The following is an 18,227-nucleotide window of genomic DNA, read 5'->3' as shown; positions in this document are numbered from 1 at the left end:
AAAATCACGTGGCAAAACGTCGCTCTTCTCGCCCGCATCCTCCCGCCGATCCGCATCAACAGCGGGAGGCAGAAAAATATCTCAACCCCATTTCCAGCCGCGAGTTCATTCTCGACACGCTCACCAAATATCGCGCCCCCATTTCTTTTGATGAACTCGCCACCTTGTTGGCGCTCACTGACGAGTCCGATTTGATTGCACTGCAACGGCGGTTGTTGGCGATGGTGCGCGACGGACAGTTGGTGCGCAATCGCAATGAAGCCTTTTGTGTGGTCAATCAATCCGATTTGATTACCGGGCGCGTGATCGGTCATCCCGAAGGCTTTGGTTTTGTCCGCCCCGATGAAGGCGGCGACGATCTGTATTTGTACGCCAAAGAAATGCGCACCTTATTTCACGGTGATCGCGTGATCGTGCGCGTCAACTGCCGTGATCGGCGCGGGCGTTTGGAAGGCGCAGTGGTCGATATTCTGGAGCGCAACACCCACAGCATCGTCGGACGGCTGGCGCAGGAAAGTGGCGTCGGCTTCGTCATGCCTGACAACAAACGCCTCACGCACGACATCGTCATTCCCAGCGACCGGCTCGCCGGCGCAACGCACGGCCAAATCGTGGTCGCCGAAATCACCGATCAACCCACCTCGCGCACCCCGCCGATTGGACGCATCGTCGAAGTGCTTGGCGATCACATGGCTGCCGGGATGGAAACCAGCATCGCCATTCGCACCCACGAGCTGCCGGTGGAATGGCCAGACGCAGTGCTGGCGGAAATCGCCACCTTGAGCGCCGAGGTACCGGAGACTGCCAAAGACGGGCGCGTCGATTTGCGCCAATTGCCGCTGGTAACGATTGATGGCGCAGATGCCCGCGATTTTGATGACGCCGTGTACTGCGAAAAAAAGCCCAAAGGTTGGAAATTACTGGTCTGCATCGCCGATGTGTCCGCGTATGTCCGCCCCGACACCGCCTTGGATGCCGAAGCGCAGACTCGCGGCAACTCCGTGTATTTTCCCGACCGCGTGATCCCAATGTTGCCGGAGCTGCTCTCCAACGGGCTGTGCTCACTCAATCCGCAGGTGGATCGGCTGTGCATGACCGCCGAGCTGTATATCAACGCCGAAGGCAAAGTCACCCGCACCCGGTTTTATGAAGCGGTGATGTGCTCCCAAGCGCGGCTCACCTACGATCAAGTCGGCGCGATGTTGATTGATGGCGACGGCGAACTCTGCGCCCAACACGCCGCCTTGCTGCCGCATTTGCACCAGCTTTATCAACTTTATCAAGTACTTCACACCGCTCGCATGGCACGCGGCGCGATTGATTTCGACACCGTAGAAACCAAGTTTGAATTCAACGCCCAAGGTCGCATCGCCGCGATTGTGCCGGTGGTGCGCCACGACGCGCATCGTTTGATTGAAGAGTGCATGTTGGTCGCCAACGTCGCCGCCGCTCGCCAATTCATCCGCAAACGGATTCCGGCGCTGTTTCGCATCCATGACGCGCCCCGCGAAGACAAGCTCACCGATCTGCGCGAATTTCTCGCCCAACTCGCGCTGCGCTTGCCCGGTGAGGCCAAACCCACCGCTGCCGACTACGCGCAACTGCTCGTTGAGGTACAAGACCGCCCCGACCGGCGCATGATTCAAACCGTGCTGCTGCGCTCGATGCAGCAAGCGATGTACAGCGCGGAAAATCTTGGTCATTTTGGGCTGGCATTTGAGGCGTATACCCATTTCACCTCGCCGATTCGTCGCTATCCCGATTTGATCGTCCACCGCCTCATCAAACATCTGCTCATCGACGGCACCGCCGCCACCTCGCCGTATGCACTCAACAAACTGCATCACATTAGCGAACACTGCTCCGGCACCGAGCGCCGGGCGGACGAGGCGACCCGCGATGCGGAAGGCTGGCTGAAATGTGAATTTATGCAGGACAAGCTGGGGCAGCAATTCGACGGCACCATCACCAGCGTCAACTCGTTTGGGCTGTTTGTGGAACTAGACGCCGTATTCGTTGATGGTTTGGTGCATATCACCACGCTCGACAACGATTATTACCACTTTGATCCGATTGGTTATCGGCTGCACGGCGAGCGCACCGGCAAGGTCTATCGCCTCGGCGACCGGCTGCGGGTGCAGGTCGCGGCAGTCAATTTGGATGACCACAAAATTGATTTCGTGCCGGTGGTCAAACCGCACACCAAACGCCAACCCGCGCCAGCATCTCACCCGCGCCCCGCGCCCGCCCCGCGTCCCGTACCAACTGCTTCCCCAGCTCCGGCAGCGAGTGCTGCCAGCAAAAAAGCGAAAGCCCGCAAACGGCGGCGGAAGCGCAAATCCACGCCAGCGACGGATTCCGAATGAGCGAGCTCTCTCCCGTCAGTGGCATTCACAGCGTCCGCGCCGCGCTCAAATTCGGGCATGACGGCGTCGCCGAACTGTGGTTAGAAACCAGCCGCCGCGACCGGCGCTTGGCAGAGGTCACGACGCTGGCGCGACAAGCCGACATCCCCATCCGTCACCTGACGCGGGCGGAATTGGCAAGCGCGGCTGCTGGTGCCAATCATCAAGGCGTGATCGCGTGGGTACGGGTACCCGCAGCGCGAGCTGAACCGGAATTGAGCACCTTGCTGGATCAGTTGACCGTGCCACCGCTGCTGCTGGTGCTGGATGAAATCACCGATCCGCACAACTTGGGCGCGTGTTTGCGCACCGCCGAAGCGGTCGGCGTCCACGCCGTGATTGCGCCCCGCGATAACGCCGTCGGTTTAACGCCGGTGGTCTGCAAAGTCGCCAGCGGCGCAGCCGCCACCGTGCCCTATTTTCAAGTGACCAACTTGGCGCGGGTGCTGGATCAGCTCAAAGCTCGCGGCATCTGGCTGCTCGGCACTGCCGGTGACGCCGACTCTGAGCTGCATCAGGTTGATTTTACGGGCGCAATTGGGCTGGTCATGGGCAGCGAAGGCAACGGTCTGCGCCGTCTCACCCGCGAACGCTGCGACCATCTGCTGCGGATTCCGATGTGCGGGCAGATCGAAAGTTTGAACGTGTCCGTCGCCGCCGGGGTGTGTTTATACGAAGCCCTGCGCCAGCGCCGTCTTCCGCATTAAAATCAATCACTTCACCAGCAATTCATGTAGGTGTCGCATGTCAGATCACCACCCTCCGAATTGGGAATATGACGGCCAAGGATGGCCCAATCGGCACAGCAGCCGATTTCTCAGCGCCGGCGGCTTGCGCTGGCATGTGCAGCAGATGGGCAGCGGGCCGATTGTGCTGTTGCTGCACGGCACCGGCGCGGCGACGCACTCGTGGCGCGATCTTGCCCCGCTGCTGGCGCAGCACTTCACAGTGATTGCGCCGGATTTGCCCGGACACGGCTTCACCTCCGCGCTCGCCTATCACCAGATGTCACTGCCCAACATGGCCAACGCCATCGCCGCGCTGTTAGCGACGCTCGGGGTGACGCCCGCGCTGGTGCTGGGACATTCGGCGGGTGCTGCGATTTTGATCCGGCTCGCTGTGGATGGCGCGATTGCTCCGCACGGCATCATCAGCATCAACGGCGCGTTATTGCCTTGGCGCGGGCTGCCGGCACATCTGTTTTCACCAGCCGCCAAGCTGTTGGCGGGCAACGATGTGATGGCGCAGTTCATGGCATGGCGGGCGCGGGATCGCCGCACGGTGGAGAAGTTGATCGCCAACACCGGCTCCACTCTGACGCCAGCGGGAGTCGCGCTGTATCAGCAGTTGGTGCGCCAGCCGTCCCACGTCCGCGCTGCGCTGGCGATGATGGCGAATTGGAATCTTGATTTGATTGAGCAGGCGCTGCCGCAATTGGACAGGCCATTGTGTTTGATGGTCGGGGCGGGCGATTTGACCGTCTCGCCGCGAGAAGCCGAGCGGGTGCGGGTGCTGGCACCACACGCCGAACAAATCACGCTGCCCGCTCTCGGTCATCTCGCCCACGAGGAACAGCCGGCGCTGGTGGCGGCGCTGGTGGGCGAAGTGGCGACGCGCTGGCATGTGCTGGATTCTGAATAAAATCAACCGCTTCACTTAAAACCACGACAGGATCGCGCCTGATGAATCCGGCTCCGTTAGTCATCATCGGCGGCGGTGCTGCGGCGTTATGCGCCGCCATCGCTGCCCGTCAGCGCGGCGCGACCGTGTTACTGCTGGAACAGGCTCCGCGCTGGCAACGCGGCGGCAATACGCGCCACTCCCGCAATCTGCGCATCGCGCACGACACCATCACCCCGCTCTCACTTGGCACCTATTCCGCTGCCGAATTCCGCGCTGATCTCGACCGTGCGACGGGTACGGCGAGCAATCCGGCGCTGCGGCAGTTGTTGGTGGACGAATCTGCGACGCTCACGGAGTGGCTGGCTGGCGCGGGAGTGCAGTTGCAGCCAGTGACGGAAGGACGGGTGCCGCCGTCGCGCCGCACTGCATTTTTGCGCGGCGGTGGCACGGCGATGATCAATGCGCTGTATGCCCGCGCTGCTGCGCTCGGCGTGATGATTCGGTATGACAGCGCCGTCACGGGATTGCAGTTTGAAGACGGGCGCGTCATTCGCGTTGAGGTCGGCAGGGGCGCAGGAGCGTGGTCGGTGACGCCGCAGGGCGTGATCGTGTGCAGCGGCGGGGCGCAAGCGAATCGGAACTGGTGGCGCGAACGCTGGGGCGCTGCCGCAGCGGGCGTGGTCAATCGCGGCATTCCTCACGCCGATGGCGCGGTGCTGAATCTGCTGCTGCAACAGGGCGCTCAGGCGGTTGGCGATCCGACGCAGGCGTATTTAGTGGCAGTTGATGCCCGTTCACCGGCGGATGATGGCGGGATTGTCACGCGCATTCGCTGTATGCCACGCGGTTTGGTGGTGGATGCGCACGGGCAACGGCGCTACGACGAGGGCGGCGATACGGCGTCAACCCGTTATGCGCGGTGGGGGCAACGGCTGCTGCAATTTCCCGGACAGGTGGGTTATTTGCTGCTGGATGCGCAAGGACTGCGCGAGGCACCACCGGCGCTGGTGCCGCCGCTGCGAGCGCCGGATTTAGCCGTGCTGGCGCAGCAATTGAAGATTCCGGTTCCGGCGCTGCGAGAAACCGTCGCGGCATATAACGCCGCCGTGCAGCCGCCAGCGGACGCGGCGCAGGCGCTGGATTGGCACACCGTCGGCTTGGAACCGCCGAAATCCCGTTACGCGCTGCCGCTGCGCGAGCGCCCGTTTGCCGCTTATCCGATGCGACCGGGGATAACCTTTACTTATCATGGCGTTGGCGTGGATACGCAGCTGCGCGTGCTGCGCCGCGATGGCAGCAGTTTTGAAAATGTGTGGGCGGCGGGAATGGTGATGGCTCCCAACATTTTCAGCAGCGGTTATGTGTCGGGGCTGGCGCTGACGATCAGTTGCGTGAGTGGACGGCTGGCGGGTGAGCAAAATTCTCATCTTTGAAAAAAGGGAGATTTTTAAGCAGGAGAAATGCCAAAAATGTTTAACGTTACAAACCATATCAAATCAGAAACTGCCGTTGAAAAAAATAACCCTCAAACTCCTTTTTCAGTTGCAAAAGGAACGCCACAAAATAATCCCTTCTCAATAGAAAAAGGCACACCACAAAAGCCGTATTTTGAAAAAAAAGAGTTGGGTGAATTTAATCCATTTGAAGCGCGACGTGTTCTCAATGTGTGTAATATCTGCGGCTATTGCAACGGATTTTGTGATGTTTTTGATGCTGCGCAACGTCGTCCCGCCTTAACAACTGCTGATCTTGCGCATCTCGCTTATTTATGTCACGGCTGCCGCAATTGTTTATATGCCTGTCAATATGCGCCGCCTCATCAATTTAATATCAACGTCCCGCGCACCTTGACGCAAATGCGCCAATACAGCGACGCGCTGCACGTTTGGCCATCAGCATTGGCGGGCGCATTGCGTCACAGCGCCCGCACCGCGCTATTGCTAACCGGTGGCGCAATTGCACTGCTGCTGGGATTAATTTGGTTATTGGCACCGAATACAAACGCAAGCGGGTTTTATCGCGTGGTATCGCTGCCAGTGATGATTGTTTTAGCAGTGATTCCGCTCAGTTGGTCGCTGTTGGCATTGACGCGCAGTTGGCGGAGTTATTGGCAATTGACGCGCCCACAAACCGCAGTCGTGACGTGGCGCAGTCTGCGACTGGCGCTGCAAGATGTTGTTTTATTGCGCAATTTGCGCGGTGGCGGGCACGGCTGCAACGATGTTGACGAACGATTTTCACACCTGCGCCGACGCTTGCATCAAGGGCTGCTCATCGGCGTTGGTTTATGCTTTGCGGCAACGCTGACCGCGTTGTTTTATCACCACGCGCTGGGCTGGAGTGCGCCTTATCCCGTTGTTAGTATTCCGGTTTTATTGGGAACCAGCGGCGGCATTGGCATCGTACTCACGACCAGCGGCTTGCTGATGTTGAAATGGCGCGGCGATCTCACGCCAACCACGCGCTCGGCGCAAACGGCCGATAGAACGGTATTGCTGGTGTTAATGACGGTTGCCGTGAGTGGATTAGCGTTGTTAATTGAGCGCGAAACGGCAGCAATGGCGATATTATTGGCGCTGCATTTAGGCGGAGTCAGCGCGTTATTTGCGCTCTTGCCATATAGTAAATTGGTGCATGTTGGTTATCGGATGATGGCGCTGGTGATTGAACAGATGGAACGACAATCTGCACATCACCAATCTGTGTTAATCAGTGAATAAAATAGGAGTGATGACAATTCATGAATGACGATCCCTTGGCTCCAAACAACCCCGATGATTTTGAGAAGTTTATCGGGTTACTGTGTCAGCAATCTGGCTATGAAGTCATCATGCCGCCAGCGAATACCAAAGGGTATGACATTGAGTTAAAAAAAGATACCCAACGGATTGCGGTGCAGGTGAAAAACCATAAAGCAAAATGCAGCATCGCGCAGGTGCAAAAATTCCTAGAGTATTTGGAATTACCGCTGGCAGATCAGTTTCATTCGGGTTGGTTTATTTCTGCAAATGGATTTAGCCAATCCGCTCTCACCCATGTTGAAAGCGAACGCCCGGCGAATCTTTGTTTAGGGACTTATCACAACGGAACCGTGATTTGGAATTATCCGCAAAGTCACGAGGCAGAAGCGGTCATGGCTGCTGCAACGCTATTTGCGGCAACGGATGCGCAGCGCCCGTTAAAATATATCGGCGTATTTACTTGCAAAGGTGGCGTCGGTAAAACCACCGTTGCGGCGCATTTAGCGGGTGCTTTTGCGTTGATGGGACACGATGTGATTTTGGTTGATCTTGATCCTGATAAAAATTTGCGCAAGCTGTTTTTACAAGACCCGACCGATGAAGAAGGCGATGCGTCGTTATATGTGCCGCCCAAAAGTAAAGGGCAGCAAGGCGCAACGATTACAGTGTTGAATCACGATCAATGGCACGAAGATCATTATAAAGATACGAAAATCGTGATCTGTGATTGTTCGCCAGTTTTAACTGAGAATCCGCGGAAGTTGGTGGAAAAGTTCAGTTATTGCATTATTCCCACCACATTGAATCCGCTGGGCATTGCCAAACATGCTGACGTGATTACCCGCACCTTTAAGCATATTCGTCAGTTGAGTGCTGATGCCGAGATGTTTGCAATTATTAACAGTTATGACGTGAGTAAGGATGCGGAAAAACGCAACGGAGTGTTATTGCAGCATTTGCAGCGGCATATTGATTTATATGCGGCGAGTGATCCTAAATGTCAGTTGATTCATCCTGATGCGGCAAAAATTCGCTACAGCGTGTCGTTGCTGTATTGGGGTTATCACATTATTGAAGGCTCTAAACCGCAATTGGCGTTCCGTGAAACGGCCGGGCGCAGTTATCCGCGCACGGACTTTTTACAACTGGCGGAATATCTCGAAAATCACACCGATCTGGATAAATTGCGCGATATTGAACATGTGATTGCGCAACCGTGAGGGTTTGAATTTGCCTTTTTTGGTATCGCTTAAATCCCGCTGTTCTTTGGCAGTGTTGGATTAAGCGAGACCAAATAAATATTATCACGTTTCATTACAGTAATTCACGACCAATCGGGCTGTTTTCCAACCAAACCTTTTCCTCGGTGCTCATCTCAGCAGTGGTATCACACTGCGCTAATAAATCATCCAAACGATAACCCGGGTGCAGCGGTTCAATTATTAACCGCCCGTGATCGATGGCGAGGCTCAAAGTTGTACCGATTTGCAAATGCAGGAGATTGAGAATTGTCGGCGGCACGGCAAGCATGACAGAACCGCCGACTTTGCGCAGATTAGTGGTGTGCATGAAATGATGTCCGCTGTGAAATTATATCTCAGTATAACCTCACTTTGGGAATGATTAAACGCTCAAATATAGGCTAAAATGAGGCGATCTAACGCAAGATGCTGTAATTAAACGTTTAATTTTTTGCGTTGAGGACTTGACAAGTTGGGTGGTTAAAGAGCTAGAATTCAACTCTGTTAATGAGTAAAAAGTAAAACCATCGTGAATGAGATATAAAATATATCACGCCCTATTTTCCGACCGACTTAAAAGATGCAGTAGATTGGTGTGAACACATTCATCATGCGAAAATGCGAGAAATAGGCAATGAGCTACGACAAACTAAATCTAAAAATACCAATTGAATCAGATAACTACAAAGAATGTTCACATTTTATCATTAACTCAATCGAGTCAATAATACAAGGTGCAATGGATAAAGGTAAAAACAAGATTATTATTAACACCAATCTCAAGTTGGGAATCCCAATGGAGAATGTGAATAAAATCGCTGGTCCGTTCATAGAGGCTTGGGCTTTTGAGGTATTTGCCAACTGTTTAGAAGATAAAGAAAACAACTATGAGCTTATCACTGTTGAGGCTGGAAAACGGCTAAACATGGCTGATGTCATTCTTCAGTTCAAAAAAACTAAAAAAACAAATTCCGTTGTCACTGGTCATGTGGATGTGAAAGCTACGTCTAAAGATATAAAAGGAAGTGGTAAATCCCCCAACATTACGTCTTTTGCAAGAATAAGAACTGCATATATTCAAGACCCTGATTACATTTTTGTGATTCTTTCCGTTAAACATCGCGTTTATAGTTCCAAAGATGAAAGTAGTCACATGATGATGGGTGTCATGGAAGTTGTAGAATTCAACGCATACGATCTTAAATATATCGCTGACACTGATATTAGTTATAATCCTGCTCTTGGAACAGGGCAAATTCAAGTAAGAGATATCCATTATGTATCGCTTCAGGAGCGAACTACTTGGGAGTTCTGTCAATTGCTTGATAAAAAATTTCTTTCTTCAAAGAAGGGATTTAATCAATGGTTAGAATATGCAACACAACATGGTTGGATAAAGTGATGGCAAAAATTGATCTTCGCTGTGGTGATGCGCTTGAAGAATTAAAAACGCTTGGTGATGAATCTGTAGACCTGATTGTTGCTGATCCTCCTTACAATCTTGGTAAAGATTACGGTAATAACCATGACTTTAAAGATTTTGATGAGTATATGGCGTTCACTAAATTATGGCTTACACAAGCAAAAAGAGTATTAAAACCTCATGGAACTATTTATGTTTTCATGGGCGTCCGGTTTATTTCATACCTCTATGGAATTTTGGATCGTGACCTACAGTTATATTTTAACAGTTGGGTTGTTTGGCATTACACGCAGGGCATAGGAAAAACAAAAGGGTTTTCACCACGACATGACGATATACTCGTATTTAATAAAAGCAAAGATTTTGTTTTTAACCTCGATGACGTGCGCGTACCTCAAAAATCTTATCGTGAAAAAAATAACATGAGGGGTGCGAATCCAGGTGACGTATGGCAGTTTTCACACGTCCACTATTCAAACCCGAACCGACAAGATCATCCAACACAAAAACCGGAAGGTATTATTGAAAGAATAGTGCTTGCATCAAGTAATCAGGGCGACACTGTGCTCGACCCATTTTCTGGAAGCGGAACAACGCTCCGAGTGTGCCAACAACTTGAACGAGATGTGATTGGTTTTGAACTGAATCCCACTTATATTGAATTAACTAAGGCGCGGCTTGCAGAGCCGTTGAATGGATTTGATAGCGTTGATCCAAGAATGGAGAGAGTTCCTAATGATCTTACGAACGAAGAAGTGCGTGCGCAATATCTGAAAAATCATGTCAAATGGTTTTTAAGTCATCACGAGAATACATTAGAAGTATTCAAAAAAGCTGTACACGTTAAATATGGTGAAAAAGCCGAATCAACAACAGAATCTAAGCAAAATAGTTTGTTCTAACGAGATTCTGACAACTGCTGACCAGCCCGCGCCACCGTCCACACCGCAATTTCCGCCACTCCCGCCCGCGCCAGCACCCGACTCAATTCGCTCACCGTCGTGGCGGTGGTCATCACGTCATCAATCAGCGCCACCCGCGACCACTGCGGCGGGCGCGTCAGCGCAAAGGCTCCGCGCACATTGTGCAACCGCGCTTGCGCCGACAATTCCGTTTGCGGCGTGGTCGCCAGCACCCGCGCACAGCTTTGATAATCCACGGGAATCTGCAACTCGCGCCCCACCACGCGGGCAATTTCGAGCGATTGGTTATAACCGCGCTCGCGCAAGCGCTGCGGATGCAGCGGCACCGGAATCAACACCTCCGGCAGCGGTTGCGCTGCGGCAATCACGCGCTCGGCGAGACATTGACCGAGCAGGCGGATGAAGGTCAGTTGACCGTTGAATTTCGCGCCGATGATGAGAAATGGCACCGCCCCGGCGTAGCGAAACGCGCTGAGGCTGCGGTGAAATGGCGGCGGCTGGCGCTGGCAGTGCTCGCACAAGGTGTCCGCCAGTTCCGCGGTGGCAAAGGGATGAGCGCAGCGCCCGCAGGCGTGGTGATTGTGCGGCAACTCGACGGCGCAGCCTGCGCACAGATCGCGGTCGCCGACTCCCGCTGCGCCGCACAAAATACAGGTGGCGGGAAATAATGTGGATAACAGCGCCGACATCGGCAGTTAGCACTGGACAGGCGACGGCGGATGTGTAGATTTCACAGCCAACTGACCACTAAATCACTGATAACTGCCCCATGATCGCCACCATTCGCCACGATTGGACGCTTGCCGAAATCCTTGCCCTGCTGGAACTGCCGTTGCATGAGTTGCTGTTTCGCGCCCACACCATTCACCGTCAGCATTTTGATCCCAACCTGATTGAAGTCAGCACCTTGCTGAGTATTAAAACCGGCGCTTGTGCGGAAGATTGCAGCTATTGCGCCCAAAGTGCCCATCATCACACCACTTTGCAGCCGGAACGAATGCTGGCGCTGGACGCTGTGCTGGCCGCAGCGCGAACCGCGCAGGCAGCGGGCGCAACGCGGTTTTGCATGGGCGCGGCGTGGCGCAATCCGACCGATACCAATTTGGAACAGGTCATCGCCATGATTGCAGGCGTTCACGCGCTGGGGCTGGAAACCTGCGTTACCTTGGGAATGCTGACCGCAGCGCAGGCGCGACGCTTGAAAGACGCCGGGCTGGATTTTTATAACCACAATCTCGACACCTCGCCGGAGTTTTATCCGCAGGTCATCACCACCCGCACCTTTCAGGAACGGCTCGACACGCTGGAGCATGTGCGCGAAGTGGGCTTGAAAACGTGCAGCGGCGGCATTCTCGGCATGGGCGAATCGCGCCAAGATCGGGCGTCGATGCTGCGCCAACTCACTAATTTGCCCGCGCATCCCGAAGCAGTGCCGATTAACTTGCTGGTGCAAATTGAAGGCACGCCGCTGTTTGGACGCGATGCGCTCGATCCGTTTGAATTCGTGCGCGTGGTCGCCGCCGCTCGCGTGGTCATGCCGCAATCAAACATCCGACTGGCGGCGGGACGCAGTGAAATGAGCGACGAATTGCAGGCGTTATGTTTTTTTGCAGGCGCGAATTCGATTTTTTATGGCGAGCATTTATTGACAGCGGCGAATGCGACGGCAGCGCGAGATCGGGAATTGCTGGCGCGATTGGGATTGCAATTTGCGACGGTAGCGGCTGAACGCCGCGAGCCGGGCGGCTGTCATCATCAGCATTAAAGTGGCTGCGCCGCCGCACATACGCGATTGCGCCCTGCCGCTTTTGCTTGGTACAGACTGGCATCAGCCGCTTTAATTAAATCTGGAAGTAACGTATTTAATTGAGTGGAATTTTTAGTCTCCGCCACACCAAAACTCGCCGTGATGCGCACCGCGCTGAACGGCGCAGCAAGTTGAATATCCGACGTGGCTTGACGCATTCGTTCAGCAATAGCCAGTGCCTCTAATAACTCCGTTGCACCCAATAGCACAATGAATTCCTCACCGCCATAACGGGCGCATAAATCCTGCTTTCTAATGTGTTCTTGCAGCGTTTGTGCAAACGCAATAATGACTTCATCCCCGCAGGCATGACCAAATTGATCGTTAATCTCTTTGAATTTATCCAAATCACACATAATGATGCACGTTGCTGACGCTGCCGCATCGGAGAATTGACGCTGCGCAATCGCGTTACAAAAATACTGGCGATTGTGCAATCCGGTCATGCCATCGCGGATCGCATCAGCGTAGTATTTCAAACTCAAATCATTCAAAAATAGTGCATAAAATCCGCCGAGTAGCGCAAACACGATGGTAATTTGTACGACAAACGACCAGCCCATGTAATATGACGGCACCGTTTTCCAGTAATAAAAAAAATGCAATACAACAATGCTGATAACCACATAACACACTGCATAAAATAGCACCAACTCGCCGCGATGATGATTGTCTTTATGACGCCATAGCAGTTGCAATACCAAGAAAAACACAAATCCCAAGTTAGCACTCAATAATTGAATTCTTAACCCTAAAAGAAATTCATCTTCACGCAAAGCAAGAGCGACTTGAATTAAGCTAAATAACACCAAGTGCATCACAAAAAAATACCAGATCTGCACTGGGCATGGTAAATGATAACGCCATCTCAAGCCATAATAAACGCTGTAACCAGATAACAAATAAAATAGGTTTGTGATCAATACCGAAAGCGGCAGCGGCAGCCACACTCTGGAGATGAAGCCGATATAACTGATGAGCGAAAAGACAAACGAATAAACAAAATACTGTTTACTGATGTTGTGCGGTGCGGGGAGATTTTGAATAGAATTCAGCAGCAAAATTGCACCGGAATTGACGAGCAAAAACGACAGCATATACACAACTAAATTAGGGTCTAAAGTCATCATTTTCTCTGTAAAAATAATGTTGTGTGTGACTGTAAAGAATGATAATGCGCGTGGTGATTTTCCGGTAGTTCGGTGTTGTTGAGTAGGCAGTGGCGCGACGTGATTTAGAACACAGCGGCGGTTTTTTCATTATAAAAACCTCCCTTTTTTAAGGGGAGGTTAAATCAACGTCGTGATGCAACGATCAATCAAGCGATTGATAATAATCCATTAAAATCTGCGCAACTTCGGGGCGGGAAAATTCTGGCGGTGGCGCAATGCCGCTGCCCAACAATTCCCGCACTCGCGTTCCCGATAGCAATACAAAATCGTCTTTTGTATGCTCTGGAGCTTCACACATCATCACCACGCGGTTGAGCTTTTTAGAATACGCAGTGTGATCTGCTTTGAAAATTTCAATCTGCAACGCATCGTCTGGCAATTCATCAAAAATGGTCTGCGCGTCAAATGCGCCATAATAATCACCAACGCCCGCATGATCGCGTCCAATAATGAAATGAGTCGCGCCCATATTCTGGCGAAAATACGCATGTAATACGGCTTCTCGCGGCCCCGCATATAGCATATCAAAGCCATAACCAGTGACCATCGCGCTATTGGGTGGGAAATACAATTCAACCATTTTGCGAATTGACGCATCGCGCACTGGTGCGGGAATATCGCCGGGTTTTAATTTACCCAGCAGCATGTGAATCACCAAACCATCGCAATTGAGTCGCTGCATCGCCATGTGGCACAGTTCTTCGTGAGCGAGGTGCATCGGATTGCGGGTCTGAAATGCGACCACGCGCTGCCAGCCGCGCTCGGCAATCTCGTTGCGAATTTCAACCGCCGTGCGGAAAGTATCGGGGAAATCGCTGTGAAAATACGAGAAATTCAGCACCTGAATCGTTCCAGAAATCGCGCAGCGTCCTTGACTATTAAACGCGGCGACGCCCGGATGCGCGGGGTCTTGGGTGCGATAAACTTGCGCGGTCATCACTTCCATTTGTGCGGCGCTGACTTCCTCCAAACCGGTCACGTCCATGATCGCCAACACCGGATTGCCTTCGACGTTGGGATCGCGCAGCGCGATGCGGCGGGCGCTGCCAATCGCACTGAAGTCATTGATTAAACAGAGAATTGGTACCGGAAAAAAGCGCCCATTGGTCAAGCGCATGGTCTCAGCGACGCTGACTGCGTCGGCGACGGTCATAAAGCCAGACAGCGGACTAAAATAACCTGCGCCCAGCATCACCGCGTTGCCGGCGGCTTGCGAGCTGATGATGACGGAAGGCAAGGTTTCGGCCTCCCGCAACAGTGCGTGATGGTGATCGGGGTCGTAAACGAACAGCGGTTTTAAGGTGTCAGAACCGACGGGTTTAATCATGCGTTAGTGCTCCTGATTGCAAAGGGAATAATCCGCTCGCTCGCTGCGAGTGGCAATTGAACAATAGCACGTCGGCAAAAATATCTTTACACGGTTCTATTTATAGCAACAATAAAATTTTTTACGATTCAATTCAATTGCACAGGAGCAATTCGCCATGCCGTATTTCGTGTATCAAATCACCCCACCGCGCCAACTCACGCCGCTGCAAACCTTTGATCGCTATCAAGATGCGCGGACGCTGGTGCGCAGTCGTCGTCAAGCCGAAACCACTGCCGGGGTCGATTACCGCTTGATTTTTGCCAGCCAGCCCGGTGAAGCAGAAAAACTATTATCTGCGCCCCGCGATGAGCGCGTCATTGGCGAGGATTAAAGCGGCAATCACGCGCCAAACATCAATGCGGTGAGTACAAAATCAACGCCGAGCACAACGAGCGCGGCGTGTACCACCGAACGCGTGGTGGCGCGGCTAACGCCCTCGGCGGTGGGGATACTTTCATAACCTTGGAATAGCGCAATCCATGTCACCAATAAACCAAATACTGCGCTTTTAATAATGCCATTAACGACATCTTCTTGGAAATCAACTTTTGCTTGCATTTGACTCCAAAATGCACCGTCATCAACGCCAAGCAAGCCCACGCCTACGAAATAACCACCGATGATACCAACTGCGCTAAATAGCGCCGCTAATAATGGCATCGCCACCATGCCACCGAATAAACGTGGAATGAGAATGCGGCGCACCGGATCAACCGCCATCATTTCTAAACCTGCCAATTGTTCAGTCGCTTTCATTAAGCCAATTTCAGCAGTTAATGCTGATCCAGCACGACCGGCAACTAATAATGCCGTCACCACTGGCCCCAATTCGCGCACTAATGAAGTGGCAACCATCACTCCCAAACTTTGTTCAGCCCCGAATTGCGCCAATACATAATAGCCTTGCAAACCCAATACCATGCCCACGAATAACCCGGAAATTCCGACAATCAATAACGATAATACGCCGATATTGAATAACTGCGCCGTGAATAAGCGGGGACGCCGCAACAGTGCCCCGCTACCAAGCAAACAAGCAGCCAATAATAAATGCGCCCGCCCAATACGTTGCAACGTATTCAATCCGCCGCGCCCTAATTGTGCTAAATACGTTAATGCCATCCGCTACGTCCTCGAATTGGCGTGCGAAAATCGTCTGCTAATGGCAGCGCCGGATAATGAAATGGCAAAGGTCCATCAGGATTACCGTCCATAAATTGCCGCACCTGTACAGCATCATCTGCGGCTAATTCTGCTGGAGTTCCATGCGCAATCACTCGCCCCCCAGATAACAAATACATCGCGTCCGCAATTTGTGCAGTTTCTTGCACATCATGTGACACCACAACGCTGGTTAAACCTGCCGCATCATTTAATTGGTGAATCAGCCGCACCAATACTCCCATTGAAATAGGGTCTTGTCCCGTAAAGGGTTCATCATATAGCAGCATCATCGGGTCTAAGGCAATTGCGCGTGCTAATGCAACTCGGCGAGCCATACCACCTGATAATTCATGTGGCATTAAATCCCGCGCACCCCGCAATCCGACTGCTTCCAATTTTAATAACACCAATTTACGCAATAATGATGGCGACAATTTCGCGTGTTCGCGTAAAGGATAAGCCACATTTTCAAATACCGTTAAATCGGTTAATAATGCTCCACTTTGAAATAACATTCCCATGCGCTGCCGCAACTGAAATAACTCTTTTTTGGGTAAACGCTGCACATTTTTACCATCAACTTCAATATCGCCGGCATCTGGATGCAATTGCCCGGTGATGAGTTTCAGCAAGGTCGTTTTACCGCTACCGCTTGGGCCGAGCACAGCGGTCACAGCACCGCGCCGAATATCAAGATCAAGCTGATCAAAAATCAACCGCTCACCGCGCCGAAAAGTTAATCCGCGAATTTTGATTAAGATGTCACTGAAATCATTCATGAAACGATCCACTAACGACAGTTAATTCCTTTATTGTTCTAAACAAGAGCATTAAAAAAGCGCCTCAATAGCGCCTCTTTCACACAAGAGGCGCTAATAAAAATTAACCTCGCGCTGTAATATACTCTAGCGCCTTATCAATTCGCCGTAACGTCGCTTCTTTACCGACCAACAGCAGCGTTTCATCAATACCCGGTGATGCAGCGCGTCCCACAATTGCCACCCGCAATGGTTGCGCAACTTTACTCATATTGATTTGTAACCGTTCGGCGACCCGCTCCACCGTGTGTTTCAAAGTCTCCGCCGTCCAATCTTCATGCGCAAGCAATTCAAATGCAGCGCGAATTTGTTCTAAAGGTTCACGCGCCACTAAACGCAAATGTTTTTTTGCTGCCGCTTCCTCGAATTCAGCAAAATCACAATAACAAAAGGCGCTAATTTCTGCCAATTCCGTCAGCGTTTTAGCACGAGCCGCCTGCGCTTTAATCACCGCAGTTAATGCCGGACCAGTAGAAGGATCAATACCAAGATGCCCTAAATGCGGACTGAGCAGCCGTGCAATACGCTGAGGTTCGGCGTGTTGTAAATACTGTTGATTGAGCCAATTGAGTTTATCCGTATTAAATGCAGACGCAGCTTTATTCACATCGCCAATATCAAATAATTCAATCATCTGCTCAATAGAAAATATCTCTTGATCGCCGTGTGACCAGCCCAGCCGCACTAAATAATTCAATAATGCTTCCGGCAAATAACCCTGATCGCGGTATGCAATGACACTGACAGCGCCATGCCGTTTTGATAATCGTGCTCCATCATCACCGAGAATCATCGGCACATGTGCATAATGCGGTGGCTCGTGTCCCATTGCGCGTAAAATGTTGATTTGACGCGGTGTATTATTCAAATGATCGTCGCCGCGAATGACATGAGTAATGCGCATATCGGCATCATCAACAACGACGCTTAAATTATAGGTTGGCGCACCATCGCTGCGGCGAATAATTAAATCATCCAATTCATCATTGGCAAATGGAACGCGCCCCCGAATTAAATCATCAACAATCACCACGCCATCAGATGGATTTTTGAAGCGGATCACATGCGGCGCGTTTGGATCAATATGCCGATTGCAGCAATGCCCGTCATAACGCGGTTTTTGTTTGTGCGCCATTTGATCAATGCGCAGTTTTTCTAAGCGTTCTTTTGAACAATCGCAGCGATATGCCAATCCCCGCGCTAATAAATCATCAATCACGGCATTATAGCGATCAAAGCGGTGCGTTTGATAAAATGGCCCTTCATCATAGTCCAAACCTAACCACGTCATGCCTTCTAAAATCGCATTGACTGATTCGGCAGTTGAACGCTCTAAATCGGTGTCTTCAATCCGCAGAATGAATTGCCCGCCGTGTTTACGCGCATAGAGATAACAAAAAAGCGCAGTACGCGCTCCGCCAACATGCAAATACCCGGTAGGAGATGGAGCAAATCGCGTGCGAATAGTCATTTTTAATCAACACCGTAGTGAAAGGAATGAGTGGTGCCTGTTGTTATCAACAGAATGCTTCAAGGATAAT

At 52.0% G+C, this 18,227-nt stretch carries 18 protein-coding genes; 10 read left to right on the top strand and 8 right to left on the bottom strand.

What is annotated here, in order from left to right; translation table 11 throughout:
• Positions 1 to 8 precede the first annotated feature (8 nt).
• The 6 genes from rnr to CKO12_RS04960 are packed head-to-tail and all read left to right on the top strand — an operon-like array spanning position 9 to position 7,989.
• Complete coding sequence (gene rnr, locus CKO12_RS04985) at positions 9 to 2,366, top strand: ribonuclease R (RefSeq protein ID WP_200153634.1); 2,358 nt, start codon at positions 9 to 11, stop codon at positions 2,364 to 2,366.
• The gene (rlmB, locus tag CKO12_RS04980) at positions 2,363 to 3,112 is read left to right on the top strand and encodes a 23S rRNA (guanosine(2251)-2'-O)-methyltransferase RlmB (RefSeq protein ID WP_200153633.1); all 750 of its coding nucleotides are present in this window, start codon (positions 2,363 to 2,365) and stop codon (positions 3,110 to 3,112) included. Before rnr ends, rlmB begins: the two co-directional genes overlap by 4 nt.
• Before the next feature lie 37 nt (positions 3,113 to 3,149).
• Complete coding sequence (gene bchO / locus CKO12_RS04975; protein ID WP_200153632.1) at positions 3,150 to 4,046, top strand: alpha/beta fold hydrolase BchO; 897 nt, start codon at positions 3,150 to 3,152, stop codon at positions 4,044 to 4,046.
• Positions 4,047 to 4,087: 41 nt separating this feature from the next.
• Positions 4,088 to 5,461, top strand: coding sequence for an FAD-dependent tricarballylate dehydrogenase TcuA (gene tcuA / locus CKO12_RS04970; RefSeq protein WP_200153631.1), 1,374 nt, complete (start codon positions 4,088 to 4,090; stop codon positions 5,459 to 5,461).
• 36 nt (positions 5,462 to 5,497) lie between these two features.
• Positions 5,498 to 6,748: a tricarballylate utilization 4Fe-4S protein TcuB gene (gene tcuB / locus CKO12_RS04965; protein ID WP_200153630.1), complete on the top strand. Its 1,251-nt coding sequence runs from the start codon at positions 5,498 to 5,500 to the stop codon at positions 6,746 to 6,748.
• A gap of 20 nt (positions 6,749 to 6,768) precedes the next feature.
• Positions 6,769 to 7,989 (top strand): nucleotide-binding protein, encoded by a 1,221-nt coding sequence (locus CKO12_RS04960; protein ID WP_200153629.1) that lies wholly within the window; start codon positions 6,769 to 6,771, stop codon positions 7,987 to 7,989.
• Positions 7,990 to 8,083: 94 nt separating this feature from the next.
• Here CKO12_RS04960 and CKO12_RS04955 read toward each other — a convergent pair whose 3' ends face one another.
• Positions 8,084 to 8,338: an AbrB/MazE/SpoVT family DNA-binding domain-containing protein gene (locus CKO12_RS04955; RefSeq protein WP_200153628.1), complete on the bottom strand. Its 255-nt coding sequence runs from the start codon at positions 8,336 to 8,338 to the stop codon at positions 8,084 to 8,086.
• A 306-nt stretch (positions 8,339 to 8,644) separates the two neighbouring features.
• On the opposite strand from CKO12_RS04955, the gene CKO12_RS04950 reads away from it, so the two are divergent.
• Positions 8,645 to 9,412 (top strand): hypothetical protein, encoded by a 768-nt coding sequence (locus tag CKO12_RS04950; RefSeq protein WP_200153627.1) that lies wholly within the window; start codon positions 8,645 to 8,647, stop codon positions 9,410 to 9,412.
• Positions 9,412 to 10,335 (top strand): DNA-methyltransferase, encoded by a 924-nt coding sequence (locus CKO12_RS04945; protein WP_200153626.1) that lies wholly within the window; start codon positions 9,412 to 9,414, stop codon positions 10,333 to 10,335. The genes CKO12_RS04950 and CKO12_RS04945 overlap by 1 nt, the downstream gene beginning before the upstream one ends.
• Here the strand turns inward: CKO12_RS04945 and CKO12_RS04940 are convergent.
• On the bottom strand, positions 10,332 to 11,045 hold the full coding sequence (locus CKO12_RS04940) for a ComF family protein (protein WP_200153625.1): 714 nt from the start codon (positions 11,043 to 11,045) through the stop codon (positions 10,332 to 10,334). The two genes, CKO12_RS04945 and CKO12_RS04940, sit on opposite strands and share 4 nt — an antisense overlap.
• Positions 11,046 to 11,125: 80 nt before the next feature.
• Between CKO12_RS04940 and bioB the strand changes: the two genes are divergently transcribed.
• A complete protein-coding gene (gene bioB, locus CKO12_RS04935; RefSeq protein ID WP_200153624.1) occupies positions 11,126 to 12,121 on the top strand; it encodes a biotin synthase BioB in 996 nt (331 codons plus the stop codon).
• Here bioB and CKO12_RS14865 read toward each other — a convergent pair.
• The 3 genes from CKO12_RS14865 to sat form a co-directional block, all read right to left on the bottom strand.
• A complete protein-coding gene (locus CKO12_RS14865) occupies positions 12,118 to 12,972 on the bottom strand; it encodes a diguanylate cyclase (RefSeq protein ID WP_207146266.1) in 855 nt (284 codons plus the stop codon). The genes bioB and CKO12_RS14865 overlap by 4 nt on opposite strands.
• Positions 12,962 to 13,111 carry a hypothetical protein gene (locus CKO12_RS14640; protein WP_207146265.1) on the bottom strand — a complete coding sequence of 50 codons (150 nt, stop codon included), beginning with the start codon at positions 13,109 to 13,111 and terminating at the stop codon, positions 12,962 to 12,964. Before CKO12_RS14640 ends, CKO12_RS14865 begins: the two co-directional genes overlap by 11 nt.
• Before the next feature lie 366 nt (positions 13,112 to 13,477).
• A complete protein-coding gene (gene sat, locus CKO12_RS04925; protein ID WP_200153622.1) occupies positions 13,478 to 14,662 on the bottom strand; it encodes a sulfate adenylyltransferase in 1,185 nt (394 codons plus the stop codon).
• A gap of 157 nt (positions 14,663 to 14,819) precedes the next feature.
• On the opposite strand from sat, the gene CKO12_RS04920 reads away from it, so the two are divergent.
• On the top strand, positions 14,820 to 15,035 hold the full coding sequence (locus tag CKO12_RS04920; RefSeq protein WP_200153621.1) for a hypothetical protein: 216 nt from the start codon (positions 14,820 to 14,822) through the stop codon (positions 15,033 to 15,035).
• An 8-nt stretch (positions 15,036 to 15,043) separates the two neighbouring features.
• Here the strand turns inward: CKO12_RS04920 and mlaE are convergent, their stop codons facing one another.
• The 3 genes from mlaE to gltX form a co-directional block, all read right to left on the bottom strand.
• On the bottom strand, positions 15,044 to 15,826 hold the full coding sequence (gene mlaE / locus CKO12_RS04915; RefSeq protein ID WP_200153620.1) for a lipid asymmetry maintenance ABC transporter permease subunit MlaE: 783 nt from the start codon (positions 15,824 to 15,826) through the stop codon (positions 15,044 to 15,046).
• On the bottom strand, positions 15,817 to 16,647 hold the full coding sequence (locus CKO12_RS04910; protein ID WP_200153619.1) for an ABC transporter ATP-binding protein: 831 nt from the start codon (positions 16,645 to 16,647) through the stop codon (positions 15,817 to 15,819). The genes mlaE and CKO12_RS04910 overlap by 10 nt, the downstream gene beginning before the upstream one ends.
• Positions 16,648 to 16,750: 103 nt before the next feature.
• The gene (gene gltX / locus CKO12_RS04905) at positions 16,751 to 18,157 is read right to left on the bottom strand and encodes a glutamate--tRNA ligase (RefSeq protein WP_200153618.1); all 1,407 of its coding nucleotides are present in this window, start codon (positions 18,155 to 18,157) and stop codon (positions 16,751 to 16,753) included.
• Positions 18,158 to 18,227: the final 70 nt, after the last annotated feature.

It is taken from the genome of Chromatium okenii (genome assembly GCF_016583745.1).
GTDB classification, from domain to species: Bacteria; Pseudomonadota; Gammaproteobacteria; order Chromatiales; family Chromatiaceae; genus Chromatium; species Chromatium okenii.
The sequence above is the reverse complement of the archived record's forward strand: the minus strand, read 5'-3'. Positions and strand labels throughout refer to the sequence as shown.